The organism is Nocardia vinacea, assembly GCF_035920345.1.
Taxonomy (GTDB): Bacteria; Actinomycetota; Actinomycetes; order Mycobacteriales; family Mycobacteriaceae; genus Nocardia; species Nocardia vinacea_A.
Window position 1 is genome coordinate 3,019,030 of sequence record NZ_CP109149.1, and the last position, 19,765, is coordinate 3,038,794.

At 66.6% G+C, this 19,765-nt stretch carries 21 protein-coding genes; 10 read left to right on the forward strand and 11 right to left on the reverse strand.

The genetic code is table 11. The features are described 5' to 3' along the window. Positions 1–390 carry a DUF2784 domain-containing protein gene (locus tag OIE68_RS13895; RefSeq protein WP_327099793.1) on the forward strand — a complete coding sequence of 130 codons (390 nt, stop codon included), beginning with the start codon at positions 1–3 and terminating at the stop codon, positions 388–390. Here OIE68_RS13895 and OIE68_RS13900 read toward each other — a convergent pair. Beyond that, a complete protein-coding gene (locus tag OIE68_RS13900) occupies positions 330–1,088 on the reverse strand; it encodes a thioesterase II family protein (RefSeq protein WP_327099794.1) in 759 nt (252 codons plus the stop codon). The genes OIE68_RS13895 and OIE68_RS13900 overlap by 61 nt on opposite strands. 11 nt (positions 1,089–1,099) lie before the next feature. After that, the gene (locus OIE68_RS13905) at positions 1,100–2,005 is read right to left on the reverse strand and encodes a dienelactone hydrolase family protein (protein ID WP_327099795.1); all 906 of its coding nucleotides are present in this window, start codon (positions 2,003–2,005) and stop codon (positions 1,100–1,102) included. A gap of 44 nt (positions 2,006–2,049) precedes the next feature. On the opposite strand from OIE68_RS13905, the gene OIE68_RS13910 reads away from it, so the two are divergent. Further along, on the forward strand, positions 2,050–3,396 hold the full coding sequence (locus tag OIE68_RS13910; RefSeq protein WP_327099796.1) for a CoA transferase: 1,347 nt from the start codon (positions 2,050–2,052) through the stop codon (positions 3,394–3,396). Between the two features lie 33 nt (positions 3,397–3,429). Here OIE68_RS13910 and OIE68_RS13915 read toward each other — a convergent pair whose 3' ends face one another. After that, on the reverse strand, positions 3,430–4,002 hold the full coding sequence (locus OIE68_RS13915) for a TetR/AcrR family transcriptional regulator (RefSeq protein ID WP_327099797.1): 573 nt from the start codon (positions 4,000–4,002) through the stop codon (positions 3,430–3,432). A gap of 101 nt (positions 4,003–4,103) precedes the next feature. Between OIE68_RS13915 and OIE68_RS13920 the strand changes: the two genes are divergently transcribed. The 3 genes from OIE68_RS13920 to OIE68_RS13930 are packed head-to-tail and all read left to right on the forward strand — an operon-like array spanning position 4,104 to position 7,268. Continuing rightward, positions 4,104–5,306, forward strand: a complete 1,203-nt coding sequence (locus OIE68_RS13920; protein WP_327099798.1) for an FAD-dependent monooxygenase — start codon at positions 4,104–4,106, stop codon at positions 5,304–5,306. Positions 5,307–5,355: 49 nt separating this feature from the next. Beyond that, positions 5,356–6,384: a nucleoside hydrolase gene (locus OIE68_RS13925; RefSeq protein ID WP_419150768.1), complete on the forward strand. Its 1,029-nt coding sequence runs from the start codon at positions 5,356–5,358 to the stop codon at positions 6,382–6,384. Then, on the forward strand, positions 6,381–7,268 hold the full coding sequence (locus OIE68_RS13930; protein WP_327099799.1) for an amidohydrolase family protein: 888 nt from the start codon (positions 6,381–6,383) through the stop codon (positions 7,266–7,268). Before OIE68_RS13925 ends, OIE68_RS13930 begins: the two co-directional genes overlap by 4 nt. Positions 7,269–7,271: 3 nt before the next feature. On the opposite strand, the gene OIE68_RS13935 is transcribed toward OIE68_RS13930, so the two are convergent. Next, positions 7,272–7,913 (reverse strand): NAD(P)-dependent oxidoreductase, encoded by a 642-nt coding sequence (locus OIE68_RS13935; RefSeq protein ID WP_327099800.1) that lies wholly within the window; start codon positions 7,911–7,913, stop codon positions 7,272–7,274. 120 nt (positions 7,914–8,033) lie between these two features. On the opposite strand from OIE68_RS13935, the gene OIE68_RS13940 reads away from it, so the two are divergent. Further along, the gene (locus tag OIE68_RS13940; RefSeq protein ID WP_327099801.1) at positions 8,034–8,528 is read left to right on the forward strand and encodes a MarR family transcriptional regulator; all 495 of its coding nucleotides are present in this window, start codon (positions 8,034–8,036) and stop codon (positions 8,526–8,528) included. Between the two features lie 50 nt (positions 8,529–8,578). On the opposite strand, the gene meaB is transcribed toward OIE68_RS13940, so the two are convergent. The 3 genes from meaB to OIE68_RS13955 are packed head-to-tail and all read right to left on the reverse strand — an operon-like array spanning position 8,579 to position 13,769. Next, complete coding sequence (gene meaB / locus OIE68_RS13945) at positions 8,579–9,625, reverse strand: methylmalonyl Co-A mutase-associated GTPase MeaB (RefSeq protein WP_327099802.1); 1,047 nt, start codon at positions 9,623–9,625, stop codon at positions 8,579–8,581. Continuing rightward, positions 9,622–11,922, reverse strand: a complete 2,301-nt coding sequence (gene scpA / locus OIE68_RS13950) for a methylmalonyl-CoA mutase (RefSeq protein WP_327099803.1) — start codon at positions 11,920–11,922, stop codon at positions 9,622–9,624. The genes meaB and scpA overlap by 4 nt, the downstream gene beginning before the upstream one ends. After that, on the reverse strand, positions 11,922–13,769 hold the full coding sequence (locus tag OIE68_RS13955) for a methylmalonyl-CoA mutase family protein (RefSeq protein WP_327099804.1): 1,848 nt from the start codon (positions 13,767–13,769) through the stop codon (positions 11,922–11,924). Before OIE68_RS13955 ends, scpA begins: the two co-directional genes overlap by 1 nt. A 174-nt stretch (positions 13,770–13,943) precedes the next feature. On the opposite strand from OIE68_RS13955, the gene OIE68_RS13960 reads away from it, so the two are divergent. After that, positions 13,944–14,627, forward strand: coding sequence for a TVP38/TMEM64 family protein (locus OIE68_RS13960; RefSeq protein WP_327099805.1), 684 nt, complete (start codon positions 13,944–13,946; stop codon positions 14,625–14,627). 232 nt (positions 14,628–14,859) lie between these two features. Here OIE68_RS13960 and OIE68_RS13965 read toward each other — a convergent pair whose 3' ends face one another. From OIE68_RS13965 to OIE68_RS13975, 3 genes are all read right to left on the reverse strand, one after another. After that, positions 14,860–15,762: a S1C family serine protease gene (locus tag OIE68_RS13965; RefSeq protein ID WP_327101665.1), complete on the reverse strand. Its 903-nt coding sequence runs from the start codon at positions 15,760–15,762 to the stop codon at positions 14,860–14,862. Between the two features lie 446 nt (positions 15,763–16,208). Next, positions 16,209–16,574 (reverse strand): nuclear transport factor 2 family protein, encoded by a 366-nt coding sequence (locus OIE68_RS13970; protein WP_063040324.1) that lies wholly within the window; start codon positions 16,572–16,574, stop codon positions 16,209–16,211. 109 nt (positions 16,575–16,683) lie between these two features. Next, positions 16,684–17,076 carry a hypothetical protein gene (locus tag OIE68_RS13975; RefSeq protein WP_327099806.1) on the reverse strand — a complete coding sequence of 131 codons (393 nt, stop codon included), beginning with the start codon at positions 17,074–17,076 and terminating at the stop codon, positions 16,684–16,686. Positions 17,077–17,240: 164 nt separating this feature from the next. Between OIE68_RS13975 and OIE68_RS13980 the strand changes: the two genes are divergently transcribed. From OIE68_RS13980 to OIE68_RS13990, 3 genes are read left to right on the forward strand one after another with little or no spacing between them, the layout of a single operon-like run. After that, a complete protein-coding gene (locus OIE68_RS13980; RefSeq protein ID WP_040691888.1) occupies positions 17,241–17,558 on the forward strand; it encodes a hypothetical protein in 318 nt (105 codons plus the stop codon). 4 nt (positions 17,559–17,562) lie between these two features. Beyond that, positions 17,563–18,108: a DUF6879 family protein gene (locus OIE68_RS13985; protein WP_327099807.1), complete on the forward strand. Its 546-nt coding sequence runs from the start codon at positions 17,563–17,565 to the stop codon at positions 18,106–18,108. Then, on the forward strand, positions 18,105–18,944 hold the full coding sequence (locus OIE68_RS13990; RefSeq protein ID WP_327099808.1) for a helix-turn-helix transcriptional regulator: 840 nt from the start codon (positions 18,105–18,107) through the stop codon (positions 18,942–18,944). Before OIE68_RS13985 ends, OIE68_RS13990 begins: the two co-directional genes overlap by 4 nt. On the opposite strand, the gene OIE68_RS13995 is transcribed toward OIE68_RS13990, so the two are convergent. Next, entirely contained in the window at positions 18,945–19,748 is an 804-nt protein-coding gene (locus OIE68_RS13995; protein WP_327099809.1) for an LLM class flavin-dependent oxidoreductase, read from the reverse strand. Between the last annotated feature and the right edge of the window lie 17 nt (positions 19,749–19,765).

Genomic DNA, 19,765 nt, shown 5'->3' on the forward strand with positions numbered 1-19,765 from the left:
ATGCTGTATCGGCTGCTGGCCGATGCCACCGCCGCGGTGCATTTCGTATTCGTGGCGTACGTGGTGGTCGGCGGGTTCGTGGCGTGGCGGTGGCCGCGCACCATCTGGCTGCATCTGATCGCGTTCGGGTGGGGATTCAGCACGGTGCTGTTCGGATACGATTGTCCGCTCACGTATTTGGAGAATTGGGCGCGGCATCGGGCCGGGATGGCGGGGCTGCCGCCGAGCGGGTTCATCGACCATTATCTGACCGGGGTGATCTACCCGCAGAGTGCGCTGGGATTGGTGCGCGGGCTGGTCGCGGCGTGCGTGGTGGTGTCGTGGGTGGGCTATGTGTGGAGGGTGCGGGCGATGAGGTCGGCGACCTCGGAGACCTTGTCATCCAGGTAGAAGTGACCGCCGGGGAACACCTTGTACTCGAAGGAACCTGTGGTGTGCTCGCACCATTCCTCGGCCTGCTCCGGCCTCATTGTCGGGTCTTCGGTGCTGACCAGCGCCGACACAGCGCAGGACAGCGGTGCGCCCTCGCGGTAGCGGTAGGTCTCGATGGCCTGGTAGTCGCTGCGCACCGCGGGCAGTACCAGTTCGGCGAGGCTCGGTTCGGCGCGCAGGATCTGGACGGACGCGGGATCGGTCGCCAGGCGCTCCAGATCACCGATCAGATCGTCGTCGGAGCCGAGATGCAGCCGGCCCTGCTCGACGAAAGTCGGTGCGGGACGACCGGATACGAACAGCACGGTGAGCGGTTGCCCCTTGTGTTCCAGGCGGCGTGCGGTTTCGAAGGCCACGGTCGCACCCATGCTGTGGCCGAACAGCGAAAGTTGTTCCACCGGGCCCTGATTCAGCACCTCATCCACGATTCGATCGACGAGGGTGTCCATATCGCCGATGGTGGACTCACCGAGCCGGTCCTGCCGCCCCGGATACTGCACGGCCGCAACGGCAACGCCGTTGTCGAAGCATTCGGCCAGTGCCCGATATGCCGTGACCGCTCCCCCACCCGGCGGGAAACACAGCAGTTGATGGCTCGGCGCGGGATGCGCGCGCAAAACCCGCAGCCAGTCCGTCGCGGCAATGGCCTTGCCCACGTCGCTCTCCTTCACCCGAGATATGTGCCGTACCAATCCAGGACCCGCTGCCACACCTCTGCGGCGGCGGTCGGGTTGTAGCGCGGTCCGGTGTCGTTGAAGAAGGCGTGGTCCGCATTCGGTGCGACATAGATCTCATGGGTGAGGCCCGCCCGATCCAGGGCCGCTTCCGCGGTGGGGCGCGAGGCGATCACCCGCTCGTCCTTGGCGGCGTAAATTCCGAGTACCGCAGCCTTCGAACCGGACAGATCCCCGTTCTCCGGGAAGGGGCCGTAAAACGGTGTCGCCGCAGCGAGTTTCGGCGTTCCCGCGGCCAACAGCAGCCAGACCAGACCGCCGCCGAAGCAGAATCCGGTGGTGCCGATCTTCTTTCCCGGCACCCGGCGTTCCAACTCGGCAATCCCGGCCTGCAGATCGGCGGTGAACTGTGCCGGCGCGATCTTGCCGAGTTCGGCGGTGGCCGCCGCCGGATCGGTGAAGGCGGCGGTACCGCCGAGTTCGGACAGCAGGTCGACCGCGAGTGCGGAGTATCCGGCACCCGCGAAACGTCCTGTCACCGAACGGATATGGTCGGTGAGACCCTTGTTCTCATGGATGACGAGTAGGCTGCCGCGCGGCTCTGGCGCGGCCGCCCATGCGGCTTGTAGCTGGCGACCCTCCGGTCCGGGAAAGGTGATCGCGGTGGCCGGGACCGCGCCGCTGGTACCCGGCGGGGCCGACGAGGCCGCGGGTTTCGAGCCCGTCGACGCGGTATTCGCCTGGTCGCCGCTACTGGAGCAGGCGGCGAGCAATGCGACCGCGGCGGTGGCGGCGACCCCGAGCATTCCTAGTCGGCGCAGCGCTTCCCGGCGGCCGATCAACCCGTCGGCATGGTCGGTGGCTATCTCTTCGGCGATATAACGCTGCAGCGGCGTCATGGCCCCGACCCTACTACTGCGGCGCAACAACTACTCTCGATCTCGTGATTGCGCACGAACAGCTGGTCCGCGACTACGAGGCCGGAATCGGTGTACCGGCCTCCGGCACCGTCCCCGCCGCCGATCCGGGCAGCTGTTTGGCTGCGGCGCTGCCGGTTTGGGCGCTGGCCGCCGGATCGGTGGCCGCGGTGACAGCGGCGGCGAACCGAATCCGCGACGCACACCACCTGAATCCGGTGCTGCACCGACTGGATCCGGTCCGGATCACCGCCGCCTTCTGCAGTGAACGCCTGCTGCGCGTCGGCGGTGCGCCCGCCAAGATATTCGCCGATCTGTCGGGATTCTTTCCCACCTTCGACGGCTGGGTCCGCACCCACGCCAACTATCCGCATCATCGCGCGCGATTGCTCGCCTCGCTCGGACTGCCCGACGACGCCCCCGTCGATCTTGCGGTCGCGCAGATGGCGATGAGCCGGGCCCGCGATATCGAGGAACATGCGGCCGCGCACGGCGCCATCGCGGTCCAGGTGCGTAGCGAGCAGGAGTGGGCGGACAGCCCACAGGGCCAGGCCGCCGCATCGGGTCCGCTGGTGGCGATCGACACCCGGATCGACCGTGGCGAACTCGGCCTGCCGATCGGTGCATCCCCATTGCAGCCGTTGCGCGGGGTCCGGGTACTCGATCTCACCCGGGTGATCGCCGGACCCGTCGCGACCAGAACCCTGGCGCTGCTCGGCGCCGAGGTGCTGCGGATCGACCCGCCGCACCTACCCGAGATCCCATGGCAATACCACGACACCTGCCAAGGCAAGCGCTCCACGCTGCTCGATCTGCACCGGCACATGCCGCTGGTCAACGAGCTGCTCGCCGCGGCCGATGTGCTGATCACCGGATATCGACCCGGTGTACTGGAAAACGCCGGCCTCACCGCCGCCCGTCGTCCCGGTCTCGTACACGGCCGGATATCGGCATGGGGCGAATCCGGCCCGTGGGGTCGGCGGCGCGGATTCGACAGCATCGTGCAGGCCGCAGCCGGTATTTCGGTCGTCGAGGGCGCACCCGCGGTGCCGGGGACGCTGCCCGCGCAGGCACTCGACCACGCCTCCGGCTATCTGCTCGCCGCCGGGGTGATCGACGCGCTGGTCGCCCGCGCACATGACGGTATCGGCCGCGATGTCCGAGTCGCATTGGCGCGCACCGCGTCCTGGCTGCTCACCGCGCCCGACCGGACCCCGCGTCATCCGCAGGCCGCGCCGCCGAGTCCGATGGCGGCGGTCACCCACGGCAATGTCACAACCGCCGCGCCGGTGCTCGCCGAATATCCGGACTACGCGTGGCCCGCACCGCGGTACGGCGCGGACCGGCCGATGTGGCCTCTGCACACCCGATAGAACTCACACTGTTCGCCGGCAGGCACTGCCCGATCAGGACTCGCCGGCCAGGGCCGCAATGGCCTTGGCCAGTCGCGCGCCGTCGGGCAGATTCCCGCCGCGGGTGATCGTCCACAGGATGCCGAGGCCCTGCGTCAGCACGAAGTACAGCTCGCCTATCGCCTGGGCGGTGTCCGCATCGAGATCAGGACGGGATTCCCTGAGCGCTCGACCGATGTCCTCGTATGCACCGTTGAGGCTTTCGTCCATGAACGTCCGCGATTCCGGCGTCCGCGCGACGCGTACCAGATTCTCCAGACTGGCCAGCATGCCGTCCCGGTTGTCCTCGAAGACCTGCGGCATCGCGTTCCACATCTGCGTGAACGCCTCGAGCGGCGGCTGCCCACCGCCTGCGCGGATCAAGGCCTCCATCCGATCGCCGATATCGTTGCCGAGCGCCTCCGCGAGCGCCTCGGTGATCAGCCGATCCTTCGAGCCGAAGTGGTAGCCGATCGCGGCCAGGCTGACACCCGCTGCCGCCGCGATATCGCGCGCGGTCGTCTTCGCCACGCCACGTTCGATGATGGCCTTACGCGCTCCCGCCAATAGATCTTCTCGGTTTCCCATGACCTCAGCTTACACTCGACTCAGACATTTGTACTAGACATTCGTGCCAACCACGTGTTAGACATACGTCTGACACATTCGTTCGAGCGATTGGCCCGGTCATGATCAAATCCCCCCACATCCTCATCAGCGGCGGCGGCATCGCAGGCAACGCACTCGCACTGCAATTGCTGCGGGCGGGCATCCGAACCACCGTCGTCGAGCGCGCTCCGAAGCCACGCCCGGGTGGGCAGGCCGTGGACCTGCGCGGCCCGAGCCGCGAAGTCGCCGAGCAGATGGGACTCATGCCGGGCATCCGCAAGTACCAGCTCGACGAGCGCGGCATGGCCTACGTCGACGAAAGTGGCCGAGAGTTCGCCCGGATGCCCGCGGAGATGTTCGACGGCAAGGGTCCGGTGGCCGAAATCGAAATCACCCGAGGCGATTTGAATCAGGTACTGCTCACCGAACTGGCCAGTACGGCCGGTGAACTCGATTACCGCTACGACGAATGGATCGCGGCGCTGCGTCAGGACGACACCGGCGTCGAGGTCGACTTCGCGTCCGGGCGCACCGAACGTTTCGATCTGGTCGTCGGCGCGGACGGTGTGCACTCGGCAACCCGGCAGCTGGCCTTCGGACCGGAGGAGCAGTTCGTCACCTATCTCGGCGGCTACATGTCGTTCTTCACCATTCCGACCCCCGCCGGAACCGAGCCGGGCTGGTTCAAGATGCATATGGTGCCCAGTGCCGGGATCGGGATTCGACCGGATGCCGATCCGGCCACCTCGAAGGCGATCATCACCCTGCGCACCGAGGCCGATCCGGCGCTGCGCCGAGATGTCGCGGCGCAGCAGCGGCTCATCCACGACATGCTGGCCGAGGCCGGATGGGAGACCCCGGCCGTGCTCGACGCGATGACTACGACCCCGGACTTCTATTTCGACATGCTGGCGCGCGTCGATATGCCGTCGCTGTCGACCGGGCGGGTCACGCTGCTCGGCGACTCCGGCTTCTGTGGCTCCCCGATGACCGGTATGGGCACTGCCATGGCCATCGTCGGCGCGTACGTCCTGGCCGGTGAAATCGCGGCGGCGCCAGATGATCTCGCGACAGCACTGACCCGCTACGAGGAGGTCGTCACACCTTTCCTGGACAAGGCCAAGGAGCTGCCCGGTGGCGGTATCAAGATGATGCTGCCCACCTCTCGCCTCGGCACACGGATGGCCCGCACGAGCATGAAGGTCATGACCTCGCGGGTGATGCGTCCGGTAATGCTGCGGATGATGTCGAGTACCGACGACTACGTGCTGCCCACCTACTGAGCCATCCCGGTCCGCTCGCTAGGCTCGACTGGTGCGGCAGAAGATCGTCATGGACGTCGATACCGGGATCGATGATTCACTCGCGCTGCTCTACCTGCTCGCCTCCCCGGAGGCCGAGATCGTGGGAATCGCCGCCACCGCGGGCAATGTGTCCGCACCGCAGGTGGCGGCGAACAATCTCGCCTGGCTGGATGTGTGCCGCGCACCCGATATCGAGGTCGCGCTGGGTGCCGCGGAACCGCTCGCGATCCCGCTGCGCACCACCGAGGACACACATGGGCCGCAGGGGGTCGGATATGCGGAACTGCCGCAATCCGCTCGGCCGATCTCGGCCCGGTCGGCGGCCGAGATGTGGGTCGATCTGGTGCGCGGGGCTCCCGGCGAGATCATCGGGCTCTGCACGGGACCGCTGACGAATCTGGCGCTCGCCCTTCGCCTCGAGCCCCGGCTGCCACTACTGCTGCGGCGGCTGGTGATCATGGGCGGAGCCTTCAATCACCCCGGCAACACCACGCCGACCAATGAATGGAATGTGCACGTGGATCCGGAGGCGGCCAAGGAGGTCTTCGACGCCTTCTCCGCCGCCCCCGCCGATCGGCGGCCGATCGTGTGCGCGCTCGATATCACCGAGACCATCGAGATGCGGCCCAAGCATGTGGCGCAGCTCGCCGAACGCGCGGGGAGTCTGCCCGCGGAGCTGGTTTCGGAGACCGATCCGCCGGAGGCCAGGTCGGCGACGAGTAATCCGATCGTGCGTTACTTCACCGATGCGGTCCGCTTCTACTTCGATTTCCACAAGCTCTACGACCAGGGCTATCTCGCGCATATGCACGATCCGTTCGCGGCGGCCGTCGCGCTGGATCCGTCGCTCGCCATAACGCGACCGGCCACTGTCGATGTCGAACTCGTCGGCGCCATCACCCGGGCCACCACGGTGGCGGACTGGGCGGGCATGTGGGGCCGAGAACCCAACGCCGACATCGTGGTCGGCACCGACCCGGAGGTGTTCTTCGAGCGACTGATCACCAGGGTCGGTGACTTCGCGCGGTCGGTATACCCGCAGGAGGCTGCTCGATGATCGGTGACAGCGACGACAATACCTACCTGACCGATTTCCGCACCCGGCTGGACCTGCCCGGAATCATCGACGTCCATACACATTTCATGCCGGAACAGGTCATGGCCAAGGTGTGGGCGTACTTCGATTCGGCCGGTCCGCTGGTCGGCCGGGAGTGGCCGATCGCCTACCGCGACGATGAGCAGGTCCGTTTGAAGACATTGCGCGGCTTCGGTGTTCGCGCGTTCACCTCGCTGGTGTATCCGCACAAGCCGGATATGGCGGCGTGGCTCAACGAATGGACCGCCGATTTCGCCGAACGCACCCCGGACTGCCTGCACACGGCGACGTTCTATCCCGAACATTACGCAGACAGTTATGTGGAGGCGGCGATCGAGCGCGGTGCCCGGGTGTTCAAGGTGCATGTGCAGGTCGGCGATTTCCATCCCGGCGATCCGTTGTTGAACCCGGTGTGGGGCATGCTCGAGGACGCCGGGATACCGGTGCTGATCCACTGCGGCTCCGGACCCGCGCCCGGCGAGTACACCGGACCGGAGCCCATTGCCGGTCTACTGCAACGCTATCCGCGCCTACAGCTGATCATCGCGCATATGGGCACACCCGAGTACTCCGAATTCCTCGATCTCGCCGAGGAGTACCCGGGTGTATACCTGGACACGACGATGGTGTGGACCGATTTCACCGAGGCCACCGCACCCTTTCCGACCGCCGAGCACAGCAGGCTGCGCTCGTTGAGCGACCGCATCCTGTTCGGTAGCGACTTTCCGAATATCCCTTACTCCTACGGGCATTCGATCAGTGCGCTCGAGCGCCTGGAGCTGGGTGATTCCTGGCTGCGGCAGGTCTGCTACCGAAATGCCGCACGGCTCTTCGAAATCGCGTGAATCTCACACCGATGCGACGGTGAACCTGGTCCGCCGGTGCGCGGGCCGCTCGGCCTCGTCGAGCAGCGCTACCGCGAAATCCGCCATGGATATCGCCGAGACTCCGTCGGCATTCGTGAGCAGTTCATCCGTGCCGAGCCGGTAGGCGCCGGTTCGCCGACCCGGCACCAGTTCGGCGGGCGGGCTCAGGTACGTCCAGTCGGCGGCGGTCTCGGCGCGGCAGATGGCGAGTTGATCGGCGCAGGCGCGGGCGATGGCACGCAATTCGACCGGGAAATCCGGGCTTTCATGCAACGTCAGCGCATCGGCGCCGGGTACGAGCAGGGTGGCCGCGCCGCCGACCACCAGCAGACGCGCGCTGGTGCGCGCCAACCCTGATAACAGCACGGAGGTGATGGCAGGCAGTTCGTGTTCGCGACCGGGTGCTGGACGGGTCGCGGTGATCACGAGGTCCTGTCCGGCGCTCAGCGATACGACATCGTCGAGGTTCGCCGCATCACCCGTGCGCAACGTCGCCGCGGCGGGTACCGCACCAGCCCGCGCGAGGTCGCGGACCACCGCGGTGACTTCGTGCCCACGGTCCAGTGCCTCGGCTACCACTCGGCTGCCCACATCGCCCGCCGCTCCGAATACGGTGATACGCATAATGATTCGCCTTCCGTCCGGATCTGGATCAATTACTCGGCCCTAAGGAACATAGCTTAGCGTTAAGCAATTCCCGCCTATGAGATACCTCACCGCTGAGGTATTCGCTAGGCTGCGGTCGTGACAGATCATGTCGAACGGGTGCTCGATCAATGGCGCGTACAGCGTCCCGACCTGGACGTCTCACCGATGGCCGTCCTCGGCAGATTGACCAGACTGTCCCAGGTGGTCGGCGCCGAGCTACGCAAGACCTTCGCCGCGCACGGACTCGACGCCGCCTCCTTCGATGTGCTCGCCACCCTGCGGCGCAGCGACCCACCCCATCGCCTCACCCCCACCGAACTCATGCGTTCGGCCATGATCACCTCAGGCGGTGTCACCCAACGTCTGGACCGCCTGGAGGAACGCGGCCTCGTCACCCGCGCGCGCAGCGAACGCGATGGGCGGGGCGTGCACGTCACCCTCACCGATGCGGGGCGCGAACTCATCGATGCGGCACTCCCCGACCACGTCGACACCGAGGCTCGCCTGCTCGAACCCCTCACGCCCGCACAGCGCAAGCAACTCGCGACCGCCCTGCGCACCCTGCTCGAGGCCCACGGCGATTCGGTCTGACGTACTAGGCGACAACCCCGCGGCACTGCGGCGGCGGGGCTGTCGCCACCTCAACTGTCGAAGGCGTCGAGAAGCTGTTCGGCGGCCAGTGCGGCGGTCAATGTTCCGTCGCGCACCTGCTTCTCCACTTGTGCGCGAAGGGCTTTGACGCTCGGATTCTCCGCGAGGCGGCGCAGCAGTTGGTCGTGCACCATGGTCCAGGTCCAGTCGACCTGTTGGCGACGCCGCTTTTCGGCGAATTCACCCGCCTCTGTGAGCACCCGGCGGTGTTCGAGGACGGTATCCCAGAACTTGTCCAGCCCATGGCCTTCCAGACCGCTCATGGTAAGTACCGGCGGGCGCCAGAGCGCGTCGTGCGGATGAATGAGGCGCAGCGCCCCGGCCAATTCGCGGGCGGCGGCCTTGGCCTCGATCTCGTGCTTGCCGTCGGCCTTGTTCACCGCAACCAGGTCGGCGAGTTCCAGGACGCCTTTCTTGATGCCCTGCAACTGATCTCCGGTGCGAGCCAGGGTCAGAAAACAGAACACGTCGACCATATTCGCGACCGTCACCTCGGACTGGCCGACACCGACGGTCTCCACCAGGATGACGTCGTAGCCCGCGGCCTCGAGCACCACAATGGTCTCGCGGGTCGCCTTGGCGACACCACCGAGGGTGCCCGCGGTCGGCGACGGACGGATATAGGCGTTGCGCTCCAACGACAGTCGCGCCATGCGGGTCTTGTCACCCAGGATGGAGCCGCCGGTGCGAGTGGAGGACGGGTCGACGGCCAGCACCGCGACCCGATGCCCCTTGCCGATCAGATCCATACCGAGCGCATCGATGAACGTCGACTTGCCTACGCCGGGAACACCGGTGATACCGACACGATTCGAAGTGACCGTATCGGTCGGCGGGGTCAGCTGCAGCAGTAGCCGCTGAGCCAACTCCCGATGGTCGGCCCTGGTCGACTCGACCAGGGTGATCGCCCGCGCCACGGCGGCCCGCTCCTGAGAGCGAACCGCCTGCGCGAGTGCGTCGACATCAATGACGCGCTGACGCCCGACCGTCGCCCGACCGCCACCCTCCGTGGGATCGCTGCGCGATGCTGAAGTCATCGGCCGCTGCCGCCGCCGATCTCGTGACCGAGTTCGCCAGCCAACTTCTTCAGCAGATCGATCGCCGCGTCGGCGATCACGGTGCCCGGCGGGAAGATCGCGGCCGCACCCGCCGCGTACAGCTCCTCGAAGTCATCGGGCGGGATGACGCCGCCGACGATGACCATGATGTCGGGTCGCCCGACATCGGCCAGTGCCTGCCGCAGGGCGGGCACCAGCGTGAGGTGGCCGGCCGCCAGCGAGGACACACCGACGACGTGCACGTCGTTATCGGCCGCCTGCTGCGCCACCTCTTCCGGGGTCTGGAACAGCGGGCCCACATCGACGTCGAAGCCGAGGTCGGCGAAGGCCGTGGCGATCACCTTCTGACCTCGGTCGTGCCCGTCCTGGCCCATCTTGGCGACCAGGATGCGCGGGCGCCGCCCCTCCGCCTCGGCGAATTCCTCGACGAGTTCGATCGCCTTGCTGATATTGGTCACGTTCCCGGCCTCGTCGCGGTACACACCGGAGAGCGTACGGATCTCGGCCTGGTGGCGGCCGTACACCTTTTCCAGCGCATCGGAGATCTCACCGACGGTGGCCTTGGCGCGCGCGGCATTGATGGCAAGCGCGAGCAGGTTGTTCTCCATGCCACCCTCCGAAGAGGCTGCCGCACGGGACAATTCGGCCAGCGCCCGTTCCACCTCGGCCGAATCGCGTTCGGCGCGAAGCCGGTTCAGCTTCTCGATCTGTTCGGCGCGCACCCGCGAATTCTCGACCTTGAGGACCTCGACCTGCTGATCCTCTTCGACCTGGTACTTGTTCACGCCGATCACCGGCTGCTGACCGGTATCGATGCGCGCCTGCGTGCGGGCGGCCGCCTCCTCGATGCGCAGCTTCGGGATGCCCTCGCCGATCGCCTGCGCCATACCGCCGTGCGCTTCGACCTCGGCGATATGCGCGCGGGCACGGTTGGCCAGCTGGTGGGTGAGCCATTCCACGTAGTACGAACCGCCCCAAGGGTCGATCGGGCGCGTGGTGTTGGACTCCTGCTGAATCAGCAGCTGGGTATTGCGGGCGATGCGCGCGGAGAAGTCCGTCGGCAGGGCCAGCGCCTCGTCGAGGGCATTGGTGTGCAGCGACTGAGTGTGGCCCTGGGTCGCGGCCATCGCCTCGATGCAGGTACGCGCCACATTGTTGTAGGCGTCCTGCGCGGTCAGCGACCAACCCGAGGTCTGCGAATGCGTCCGCAGCGACAGCGATTTCGCGCTCTTCGGCTCGAACTTCGCGACCAGCTCACTCCAGAGCAGCCGTCCCGCACGGAGTTTGGCGACCTCCATGAAGAAGTTCATGCCGATGGCCCAGAAGAACGACAGTCGCGGCGCGAACTTGTCGACCTCCATGCCCGCGGCGATACCCGCACGAATGTACTCGACGCCGTCGGCGAGGGTGTAGGCCAATTCCAGATCGGCCGTGGCTCCGGCCTCCTGGATGTGGTAGCCGGAGATGGAGATCGAGTTGAACTTCGGCATCTTCGCGCTGGTGTAGGCAAAGATATCGGAGATGATCCGCATCGAGGGCTTGGGCGGGTAGATGTAGGTATTGCGGACCATGAACTCCTTCAGAATGTCGTTCTGAATGGTTCCGGCCAGCTGTTCCGGTGCGACGCCCTGCTCCTCGGCCGCGACCACGTACAGCGCGAGGATCGGCAGCACCGCACCGTTCATGGTCATCGACACCGAGACCTGATCCAGCGGGATGTGGTCGAAGAGCTGACGCATGTCGAGGATGGAATCAATGGCCACACCGGCCATCCCGACGTCACCCTGGACGCGCGGGTGATCGGAGTCGTAGCCGCGGTGGGTGGCCAGGTCGAAGGCGACCGACAGACCCTTCTGTCCCGCCTGCAGATTGCGGCGGTAGAAGGCATTCGAATCCGCGGCGGTGGAGAAGCCCGCGTACTGGCGAATGGTCCACGGCTGGTTCACATACATCGTCGGGTACGGACCGCGCAGGAACGGCGCGATGCCCGGCACGCTGTCGAGCGGATATCCTTCGTCCGCGATGGCATCGCGATCGGCCTTGGTGAAAACCGGTGGCACGTCGATACCTTCGGGCGTCGACCACACCAGCTGTTCGGGGGTGTAGTTGTTCGCCTCGGCGGCGGCGCGCACGTAGGCGTCGACCTGCGCGGAGTCGACGTCGGCGGGTTCGGCCGGACGTTCGGACAGCGGCACCTCGGCGAAACTACCGATCCGGTGCTCGATGCCGCCCGGCTCGTCGATTTCGCCCGGCTTGTCGATATGACTCAATGTCATCAGGCTCCCACCTTCTCCAGCAGGTCGGACAGTGCGGCCACCGCATCGATGCGGGCCGCGAGATAACCGTCGGGGCGCTGCGCGCCGCTCAGGTCGGCGACGGCCCTTTCCGCACCGGCCAGCAGCACCGTCTCGATTCCGGCGGCCCGCAACTGCTCGGCAGCCGGGCCCGCCTGCTCGGCGTAACGCTTGTCCGAACCACATAATACGGCGATCGTGGCACCGGATTCGGTTGCCGCCGTACCGATTCCGGTCACCTCCAGGGGACCGGGGTTGATCGACTCGATGCCGCCCGAGGCCAGCAGGTTCGCGATGAAGGTGACCCGAACATTGTGTTCGGCCACCGTCCCGAGCGGCACCAGCAGCGCACGCGGTCGAGCACCATTGGCCGCGAGGTAGGCATCCGAGCGGTTGCGCAGCGCCTCGAAGGCGGCACCGTAGCGAACCACCTGTCCGGGCCGGCGCGCGGCCTCGGACAGCGGCTGCTCGGCGAGGTTCGGGAATTCGTTGACACCGGTGACCGCCGTCTTACGGTGTGCCACATCGGCATCCCGGGCCGACCTGGTCACGGCGATCCGCTCGGCGAGCAGGCCGGAGTCCAGTGCGGCCAGGTAACCGCCCGCGGCCTCGAGCTCCTGCATGAACTCCCATGCCTTGGCGGCGAGTGCGGCGGTGAGATCCTCGACGTACCAGGAACCGGCGCCCGGATCCTGCACATGACCGAGATGCGACTCCTCGAGCAGCAGCAGCTGGGTATTGCGAGCCATGCGGTCGGCGAACGACTTCGAGACGCCGAGTTCACCGGGCGGCAACGCCGAATCGAAGGACAGCACCGTAACCGTTTCCGCGCCACCGACTCCCGCGCCGAAGGCCGCGAGGGTGGTGCGCAGCATATTCACCCACGGGTCACGCTGGGTCATCATCGCCGCGGAGGTCACCGCATGCTGCGGCGCATCACCGAATGCGGGTGCGCCGCACACATGCGCGACACGGGCCCAGAGCTGGCGGGCCGCACGGAATTTCGCGATAGTGGCGAACTGGTCGTCGGTCGCGGCGAAGCGAAACTCCAACTGCTCGAAGGCATCCGCGATGTCCTGACCGGCTTCGGCGAGTGCCCGCAGGTAGGCCAGGCCGGCGGCCACCGCCGCACCGAGCTCCTGCGCGTCCGAGGCACCCACATCGTGAAAGACGGTGCCGTCCACCGTGATAGCGCGCACCGTCTCAGGACGCTGCACCGCCTCACCGGCCAGGGCGATGGCCTCCGCCAGTTCGATATCGGCGGTACCGGCGAAGCGACTGGTGAGCGGGGCCGCGCCCAGCGCGACTCGAATTTCGGTCCGGTCCGCCACCTGGTAATCGTCGAGCTGCGCGAAGACTTGTTGTGCCGCTGCGGAAACCGCGTCACCTGCGGCGAGTGTCAGCGGCGCCAGTTCGAACAGCAGACCCGACAGCGCCGCGGGCAGTTCGGCCACCGGCACACCGCGCTCGCCCGCGCCGAGCCACAGTGCACTGATCCCGTTCTCCAGCGCGGCCAGGATCTCGCGATTCGCCGCGGCGCCGTCGGCCGCGCCGATGAAGGCGCTGACATACCAGCCGCGATGCACATCCCTGGTGGCGTCGCGGCCACGGACGAAGGGATATTCGCCCGGCAACGGCAGTTCGGGCCGCTCATCCCCGCGGGTGTACAGCGGGGCGATGGTCAGACCGTCGTAGGTCTGTTCCTCGAGCAGCTTTTCTGGCTCCTCCGGAAGTTCGGCGACGTCGACCCTGCGGGCCTTCGCCAGTACCCCCGCCACGCCCTTGCGCCATGCGGCGTAATCGGGCACCGGCTCTGAAGCAATCGGCATAGCTGCTGTTCCTCTTCTCCTCGACGCACACATCGCGTGCGCCCGAAACCGTTGCATTCGCCCAGCTCAGCGAGCACATCGGTTAACGAGCATTCGTCCCGTTTCCTTCGATGCTAGCGGCAGCTCCGCGGCCGGTTGACCGTGGCCGCCACTACCAACCGGTAACCTTGCCCGGTGCTCAGGCTCATCCGTGACCCACGCATCCTCGCCCTGCTCGTCGGTGGCGCGGCGCTGTTCACCGCCGCCATACTGGTCCCACTACCGACACCGCAGCAGATGCAGGACTGGGCCACCTCGATCGGCCCGATCTTCCCACTGCTGTTCTTCGTGGTCCATGCGCTGGTCACGGTGGCCCCGGTCCCGCGGACCGTGCTGACGGTGAGCGCGGGCGTTCTGTTCGGCCCCGCGCTCGGCATCGTTCTGGCCGCCTCGGCGACCACGGTCAGCGCCGCACTGGCGATTCTGCTCGTCCGCGCGCTGGATCGCGATCGAGTGGCCGCCCACCTCACCCATCCGGCGGTCCGGTCCATCGATGAACGCCTCGAACGCCGCGGCTGGCTCGCAGTCGGCTCGCTACGCCTGATCGCCTTCGCCCCGTTCTCGGTGATCAACTACTGCTGCGCCCTCTCCTCGATCCGCTTCTGGCCCTACCTGATCGCTACCGTCATCGGCATCCTCCCGGGGACCATCGGCACTGTCATCCTGGGCGATGCCCTCACCGGCCGTACCCACCCCGGCATGCTCGTAGTCTCCGGGGCGCTCATCGCCATCGGCATCATCGGTTTGATCATCGATGCGCGCTGGACGCAAACCCACGAGCCGGATCTCGAGACCACCCCGGTCACCGTGACCGACTGACGCCCCAGCGTGCCGGGCGGTGTATGCACGCCTTGCGTCGATTCCGGTTTGCGGTTGCGCGCGGATGGCTAACCCGCAACAGCAACGACCGCTCGAAGGGAGGTGACGAACGATGGTGGTACACGCAGTCGAACCAGGGCCGAATGGCAATAACCACGACAACTGGAATCAAGACCCCCGCGAAGATCTAGCCGACGACGTCATCCGACCGTGGGGCCGATGACAACCTGAGCTAATCCACGGTCAACTCGATCGGGATGGCGAAGACATCGACCATCGCGCCATTGCGCAATACCGTCACCGGCATCGAGACCCCGATGGCGTCGCCGAAGAGTTGGCGTTGGATGCCCTGGGCGTCGGTCACTTCGGAGCGGGCGACGCTGAGTACGAGGTCGCCGCGGCGCAGCCCCGCGTGATCGGCGGGGCCGCCGCGGACGACTTCGACGATGCGGACACCGGCATGTTGGCCGGTCCGGGCGGCGACGGATGCGGGCAGTGGGGCCGGAACACCGACCAGGCCGAGATAGGCGCGGCGCACGCGGCCGTCTTTCAGCAGGGTGCTGATGATGCGGCGAGTGGTGGCATTGATCGGGATCGCGAGACCGAGTCCGACGCCCGCGACCGCCGTGTTGATACCGACCACCCGCCCCGATGAATTTGCAAGTGCACCACCGGAATTGCCCGGATTCAGGGCGGCATCGGTCTGGATCACGTCTTCGATCACCCGACCGGCCCGGCGGGAGGCGACTGGGACAGCTCGCCCCAGCGCGCTCACCACGCCCGCGGTCACGGAGCCCGCCAACCCCAGCGGACTCCCGACCGCCACCACCAATTGGCCGACCACCAGCTTGTCCGCATCGCCGAGCACCACCGCACCCGGCGCACCGGCGCGGGCACGCAGCACCGCGAGATCGGAGAGCGGATCGATGCCGACGACGTCGACGCGTGACTCCACACCGTCCGCGAACACCACATCGCCGCTACTCGCCGAGCCGACCACATGCGCGTTGGTCAGCAGGAATCCGTCATCGGTGAAGACCACCGCGGATCCGCTCCCCCGCCGGGTTCGCATGCTCGCCACATGCGGTGTGACCGACGCCGCGACGGCGATGACCGACCGCGAGTACGCGTCCATCGCCGATTCGTCCAGATCGTGTTGCCTCGTGGCGTCTTCCGGACCCGACAACGGGATCGACTCGTCGTCCACGCTGACCACCATCCTGCTCATCGGGCGCACTCGATATCTAGGCCGCCCTCTCCAGCATCCTCCGTCAAGCGGTCCGGTGCAGCGTGTTCGCCACAGGCGCAACCGGATTCATCCGACGTTCACCAACGCCCGCCGATCCGGCGCGAGACACCGCGTTCATACCAATCCGCGCATCAAGTCTTGCCTCAACCGTCTGGGACAGTAGAGCGCTCGCGCCCCGCCGCCGCGCAGCACCTGCCCGGCCATCGCCCGGCCGAGCTGGTGCGCGCGAACCACGCGGTTGGTGGAGATTCGGTCGGGCACACCCATGGTGGTTGCCGCCCGAGCGCGATGTCAACGGGCCCGGAAATCCCCTGTCCCGGCCCGGGATTCGACTACGCGCCCGGCACTCGATCCAGGAAGCCGTGCACACCGATGATCCGGCCGTCCTCGGCGAGGGTGATCACATCGGTCCCGGCGACCGGTGCGCTCCCGTCGGCCGAAACCAGCTCCCAGGAGAACCGGGCGGTGCTGTGGTGCCCGTCGACGGCACCGAGCTGCCGGAATTCGAAGCCGGGGAACTGCTGGTGCACGCCTCCGATGGCCGCGGTCAGTTGCTCGTGTCCGGCGACATCGGCCAGCGGATCGGTGTAGAAACCGTCCTCGCGCCAGGCCGCGGCCACCGCCTTCGCGCGCACCTCGTCATCGGTGGCATTCCATGCCGTGAAGTAGCGCCGCACCGCATCCTCGTACTGAGACATAGCGAATCATCCTCTGCTGGAAGGTATTTCGGTCCCGCCGGAAAGCTCCGGCGGATACCTCAACCTTGCCCGCTGCCGATCACGGAGTCGATTACGCGCGAGGTAAGGATCAGCGCGCGAACCACCGCGGCCACTGATGGCCGCGCTCCCACACCGTGTCCCCGGCGACCACGACCAGATCGCAGATCTCGGTGACCGCGCGACGCGACGCCCAGATGTGCTCTCTGCTCGGCACGATGACCGCATGCGCACCGCAGCGCACGATGGCCGCGAGCAGGCGGGCGACCGGATCGCCCTGCGGACCCACCTTCATCGAGACCAGCTCGTATCCCATTCGAGCCGCGCAGCAGCGGGTGGCCCGCAGATCGTGATCCACCATGGATCCCGAAATATCCCACCGCACGAACCCGATCGCCCACGGTTTGATCGCCACCCCGTTGCCAAGTGACCCCGTTTCGCTTGCCAACCGCCCGACAACCTCCCATGGTTCCGACCCGCTCATGTCACCAACCCTGTCTGCCAGCACCCACCCTGAACGGTAGAAAATCGGCCGGGCGCGGCACCATGGTTTTGCGGGGATTTGCGGAAATTGTTGACCCATATGGCGCTGACCGGTGACGATTATGTGCAGCCAGCGCAATACCCACGCGAGACGAGGCCACTCTGATGCGTATACAACTGCTCGGCGGACCCACCAACAACACCGGCTCGCCCCGGCTGTGGATCGATGAGGATCGACATCTATATCTCGTGCAGGGGTACCGGGTGGCCCATGACGCGAACCGCGTCGAAATACCGCATATGCTGCTCGGCTGGCTGCAGCCAGGCACGTACATCGGCGCTCCGCTGCTCGATTCCGGGCACGGTTCCTTCACCCTCGCCGGACAGCCGATCACCGATCCGGATGCCTTGGCGCATATGCGGATTCCCGAGCACGAAACCGCGGTCGCGGTCCCGGTCGGACAGAGCCCGTGGGAATGGTAATGCAATGCTCTTCTTCAGCATCGAGGAAACCAACGATCTCATTCGCGAAACCCGAAGCGACGCTTTCCATCTCGAGGTATCCGATGATCACTCCCAGGTCTCCGACGAGACCGAACCGATGCGCCGCGTGCTCGCGGGCCTACCGCCGTTCGAGGAGGAGTCCTATCCGCCGTCGTGGCGGGCCTGGGAGGAGCTCACCAGCGAGGTCGCCGGACGCGGTGTGCCGATCCGGCGCGTACGGGTGGTCTCGGAGCCGCTCACCGAATACGTGCGATTCCTGCACGCACTCACCGATCGCAACCAGCGCTACGGCGAGGACATCCGCTGGCTGCCAAGGCATCTCGCCGATCCCTCGGAATACACCGATGACGAATGGTGGCTACTCGACGAGACGGTCGCCTTTACCATCTTCACCAAGACCGGCGATCTGGCGGGGGCCGCGGTGACCACCGACCCCGTGCTGGTCGCACGCTGCACGACAGTACGAGATACACTGTGGAACAAAGCAATTCCGCACCACGACTATATGCCCGGCGGGCGGAGTGGATGACCGGTGTCGAGCAGTCCCGGCAAGCCTTCGGGGCACGCTTACGTGAACTGCGCAAGGCCGCACATCTGACCGGTGTGCAGCTCGCCGCCGACGCGGGCTGGCATTCGGCCAAGGTGTCGCGCATCGAACACGGTAAACAGACGCCGAGCGATAGCGATCTTGCCGAATGGTGCAGACTGTGCGGCGCCGAACTGCTGCTGCCGGATCTGCGAGCGGCACTGGCGAATATCGAGGCGCTCTGGCAGGAGTGGCGGCGCATCGCCGCGACCGGACATGCCCAGCAGCAGCGCCGCCGCATCGAGTTGGAGGCGCGCGCCACCACCATCCGCAATTTCGAGAACGCGGTCGTCCCCGGCCTGTTGCAGACCGAACCCTATGCCAGAGCCGTGCTGGAGACATGTATCGACTTCGTCGGCGGTATCGACGATATCGATCGCGCGGTGGCGGCGCGGATCGCGCGCCAACGGATTCTGCACCACGGCACCCATCGGATCAGCATCCTGTTGGCCGAACAGGCGCTCTACACCACGGTCGGCGATAACGAGGTGATGGCCGGTCAGCTCGAACGTCTCATCGATGTGATGCCGCTGCCCCGGCTCGCGCTCGGCATCATTCCGCGGACGGCCGATTTCCTTTACACCACAACATGTTTCGTACTGCTCGACAAACGCATCGCGGAGGTCGAGACCATCTCGGCGGGTCTCACCATCACGCAGCCACGGGAACTCGCGTACTACGAGAAGACCTGGGCGGCGCTGCACCGGCAGGCTCGGTACGGCGAAGCCGCCCGAGCCATAATCACCGATGCGCTGAAGCTGAGGTTGACGCAGCTGTAGTTACAGTGCCGCACGGAGTTTCGCGGCATTCTCGTAATCGCGCTGCCATTCGGGGCCGGTCGGGGCGAGGATGACGCGTTCGACTCCGGCGTCCCGGTGGGCGGCAAGCAGGTCGATGGCGGCGGAGTGATCAGTGGGAAGTGCAGGAGCCACCACGGTCACCGGAGGTACCGGTCGATCGAATTGTGTTGCCAGTGCCCGTAATTCGTCGAAGTCGGCGGCCAACTGGTCCAGGCCCGGCTGCAGTGTGATCCAGCCGTCGGCGTATTCGGCCGCCCGCCGCCGCGCCCGAGTCCCATTGCCCGCCACCAGGACCGGCGGCATCGCCGATCCGGGTGCCAGCGCCACGTCGACGCCGTTGACCATTGCGGTCGAACCGGTGACGAGATCGGGCAGTACCCGCAGTGCCTCATCGGTGCGCCGACCGCGGTTCTCGAATGTCGTACCGGCCGCGCGCCAACCGATATCGCCGTGCGCCGGATTTCCGGTGCCGACACCGAGCAGCAACCGGTTCTCCGATACATACTGCAGCGTGCTGATCTGCTTGGCCGCCCACGCCACCGGGCGCAGCGCGAGCAGCATGACGTTGTAGCCGATCCGGATCCGGTCGGTGACGGCCGCCGCGGTCGCGAGCGTCACAGTGCTGTCCAACATGGGCGCGCTGGCCACGAGATGGTCGGTGGACCACACGGATTCGAGGTCGAGTTGTTCGGCGAGGCGGGCGGCGGCCCGTACATCGCCGAGGATCGGATGTGCCGGATCGGGGGTGGAGGTCGGGAGGATCACGCCGATATCGAAGGTCATGAGCACAACATTAGGAA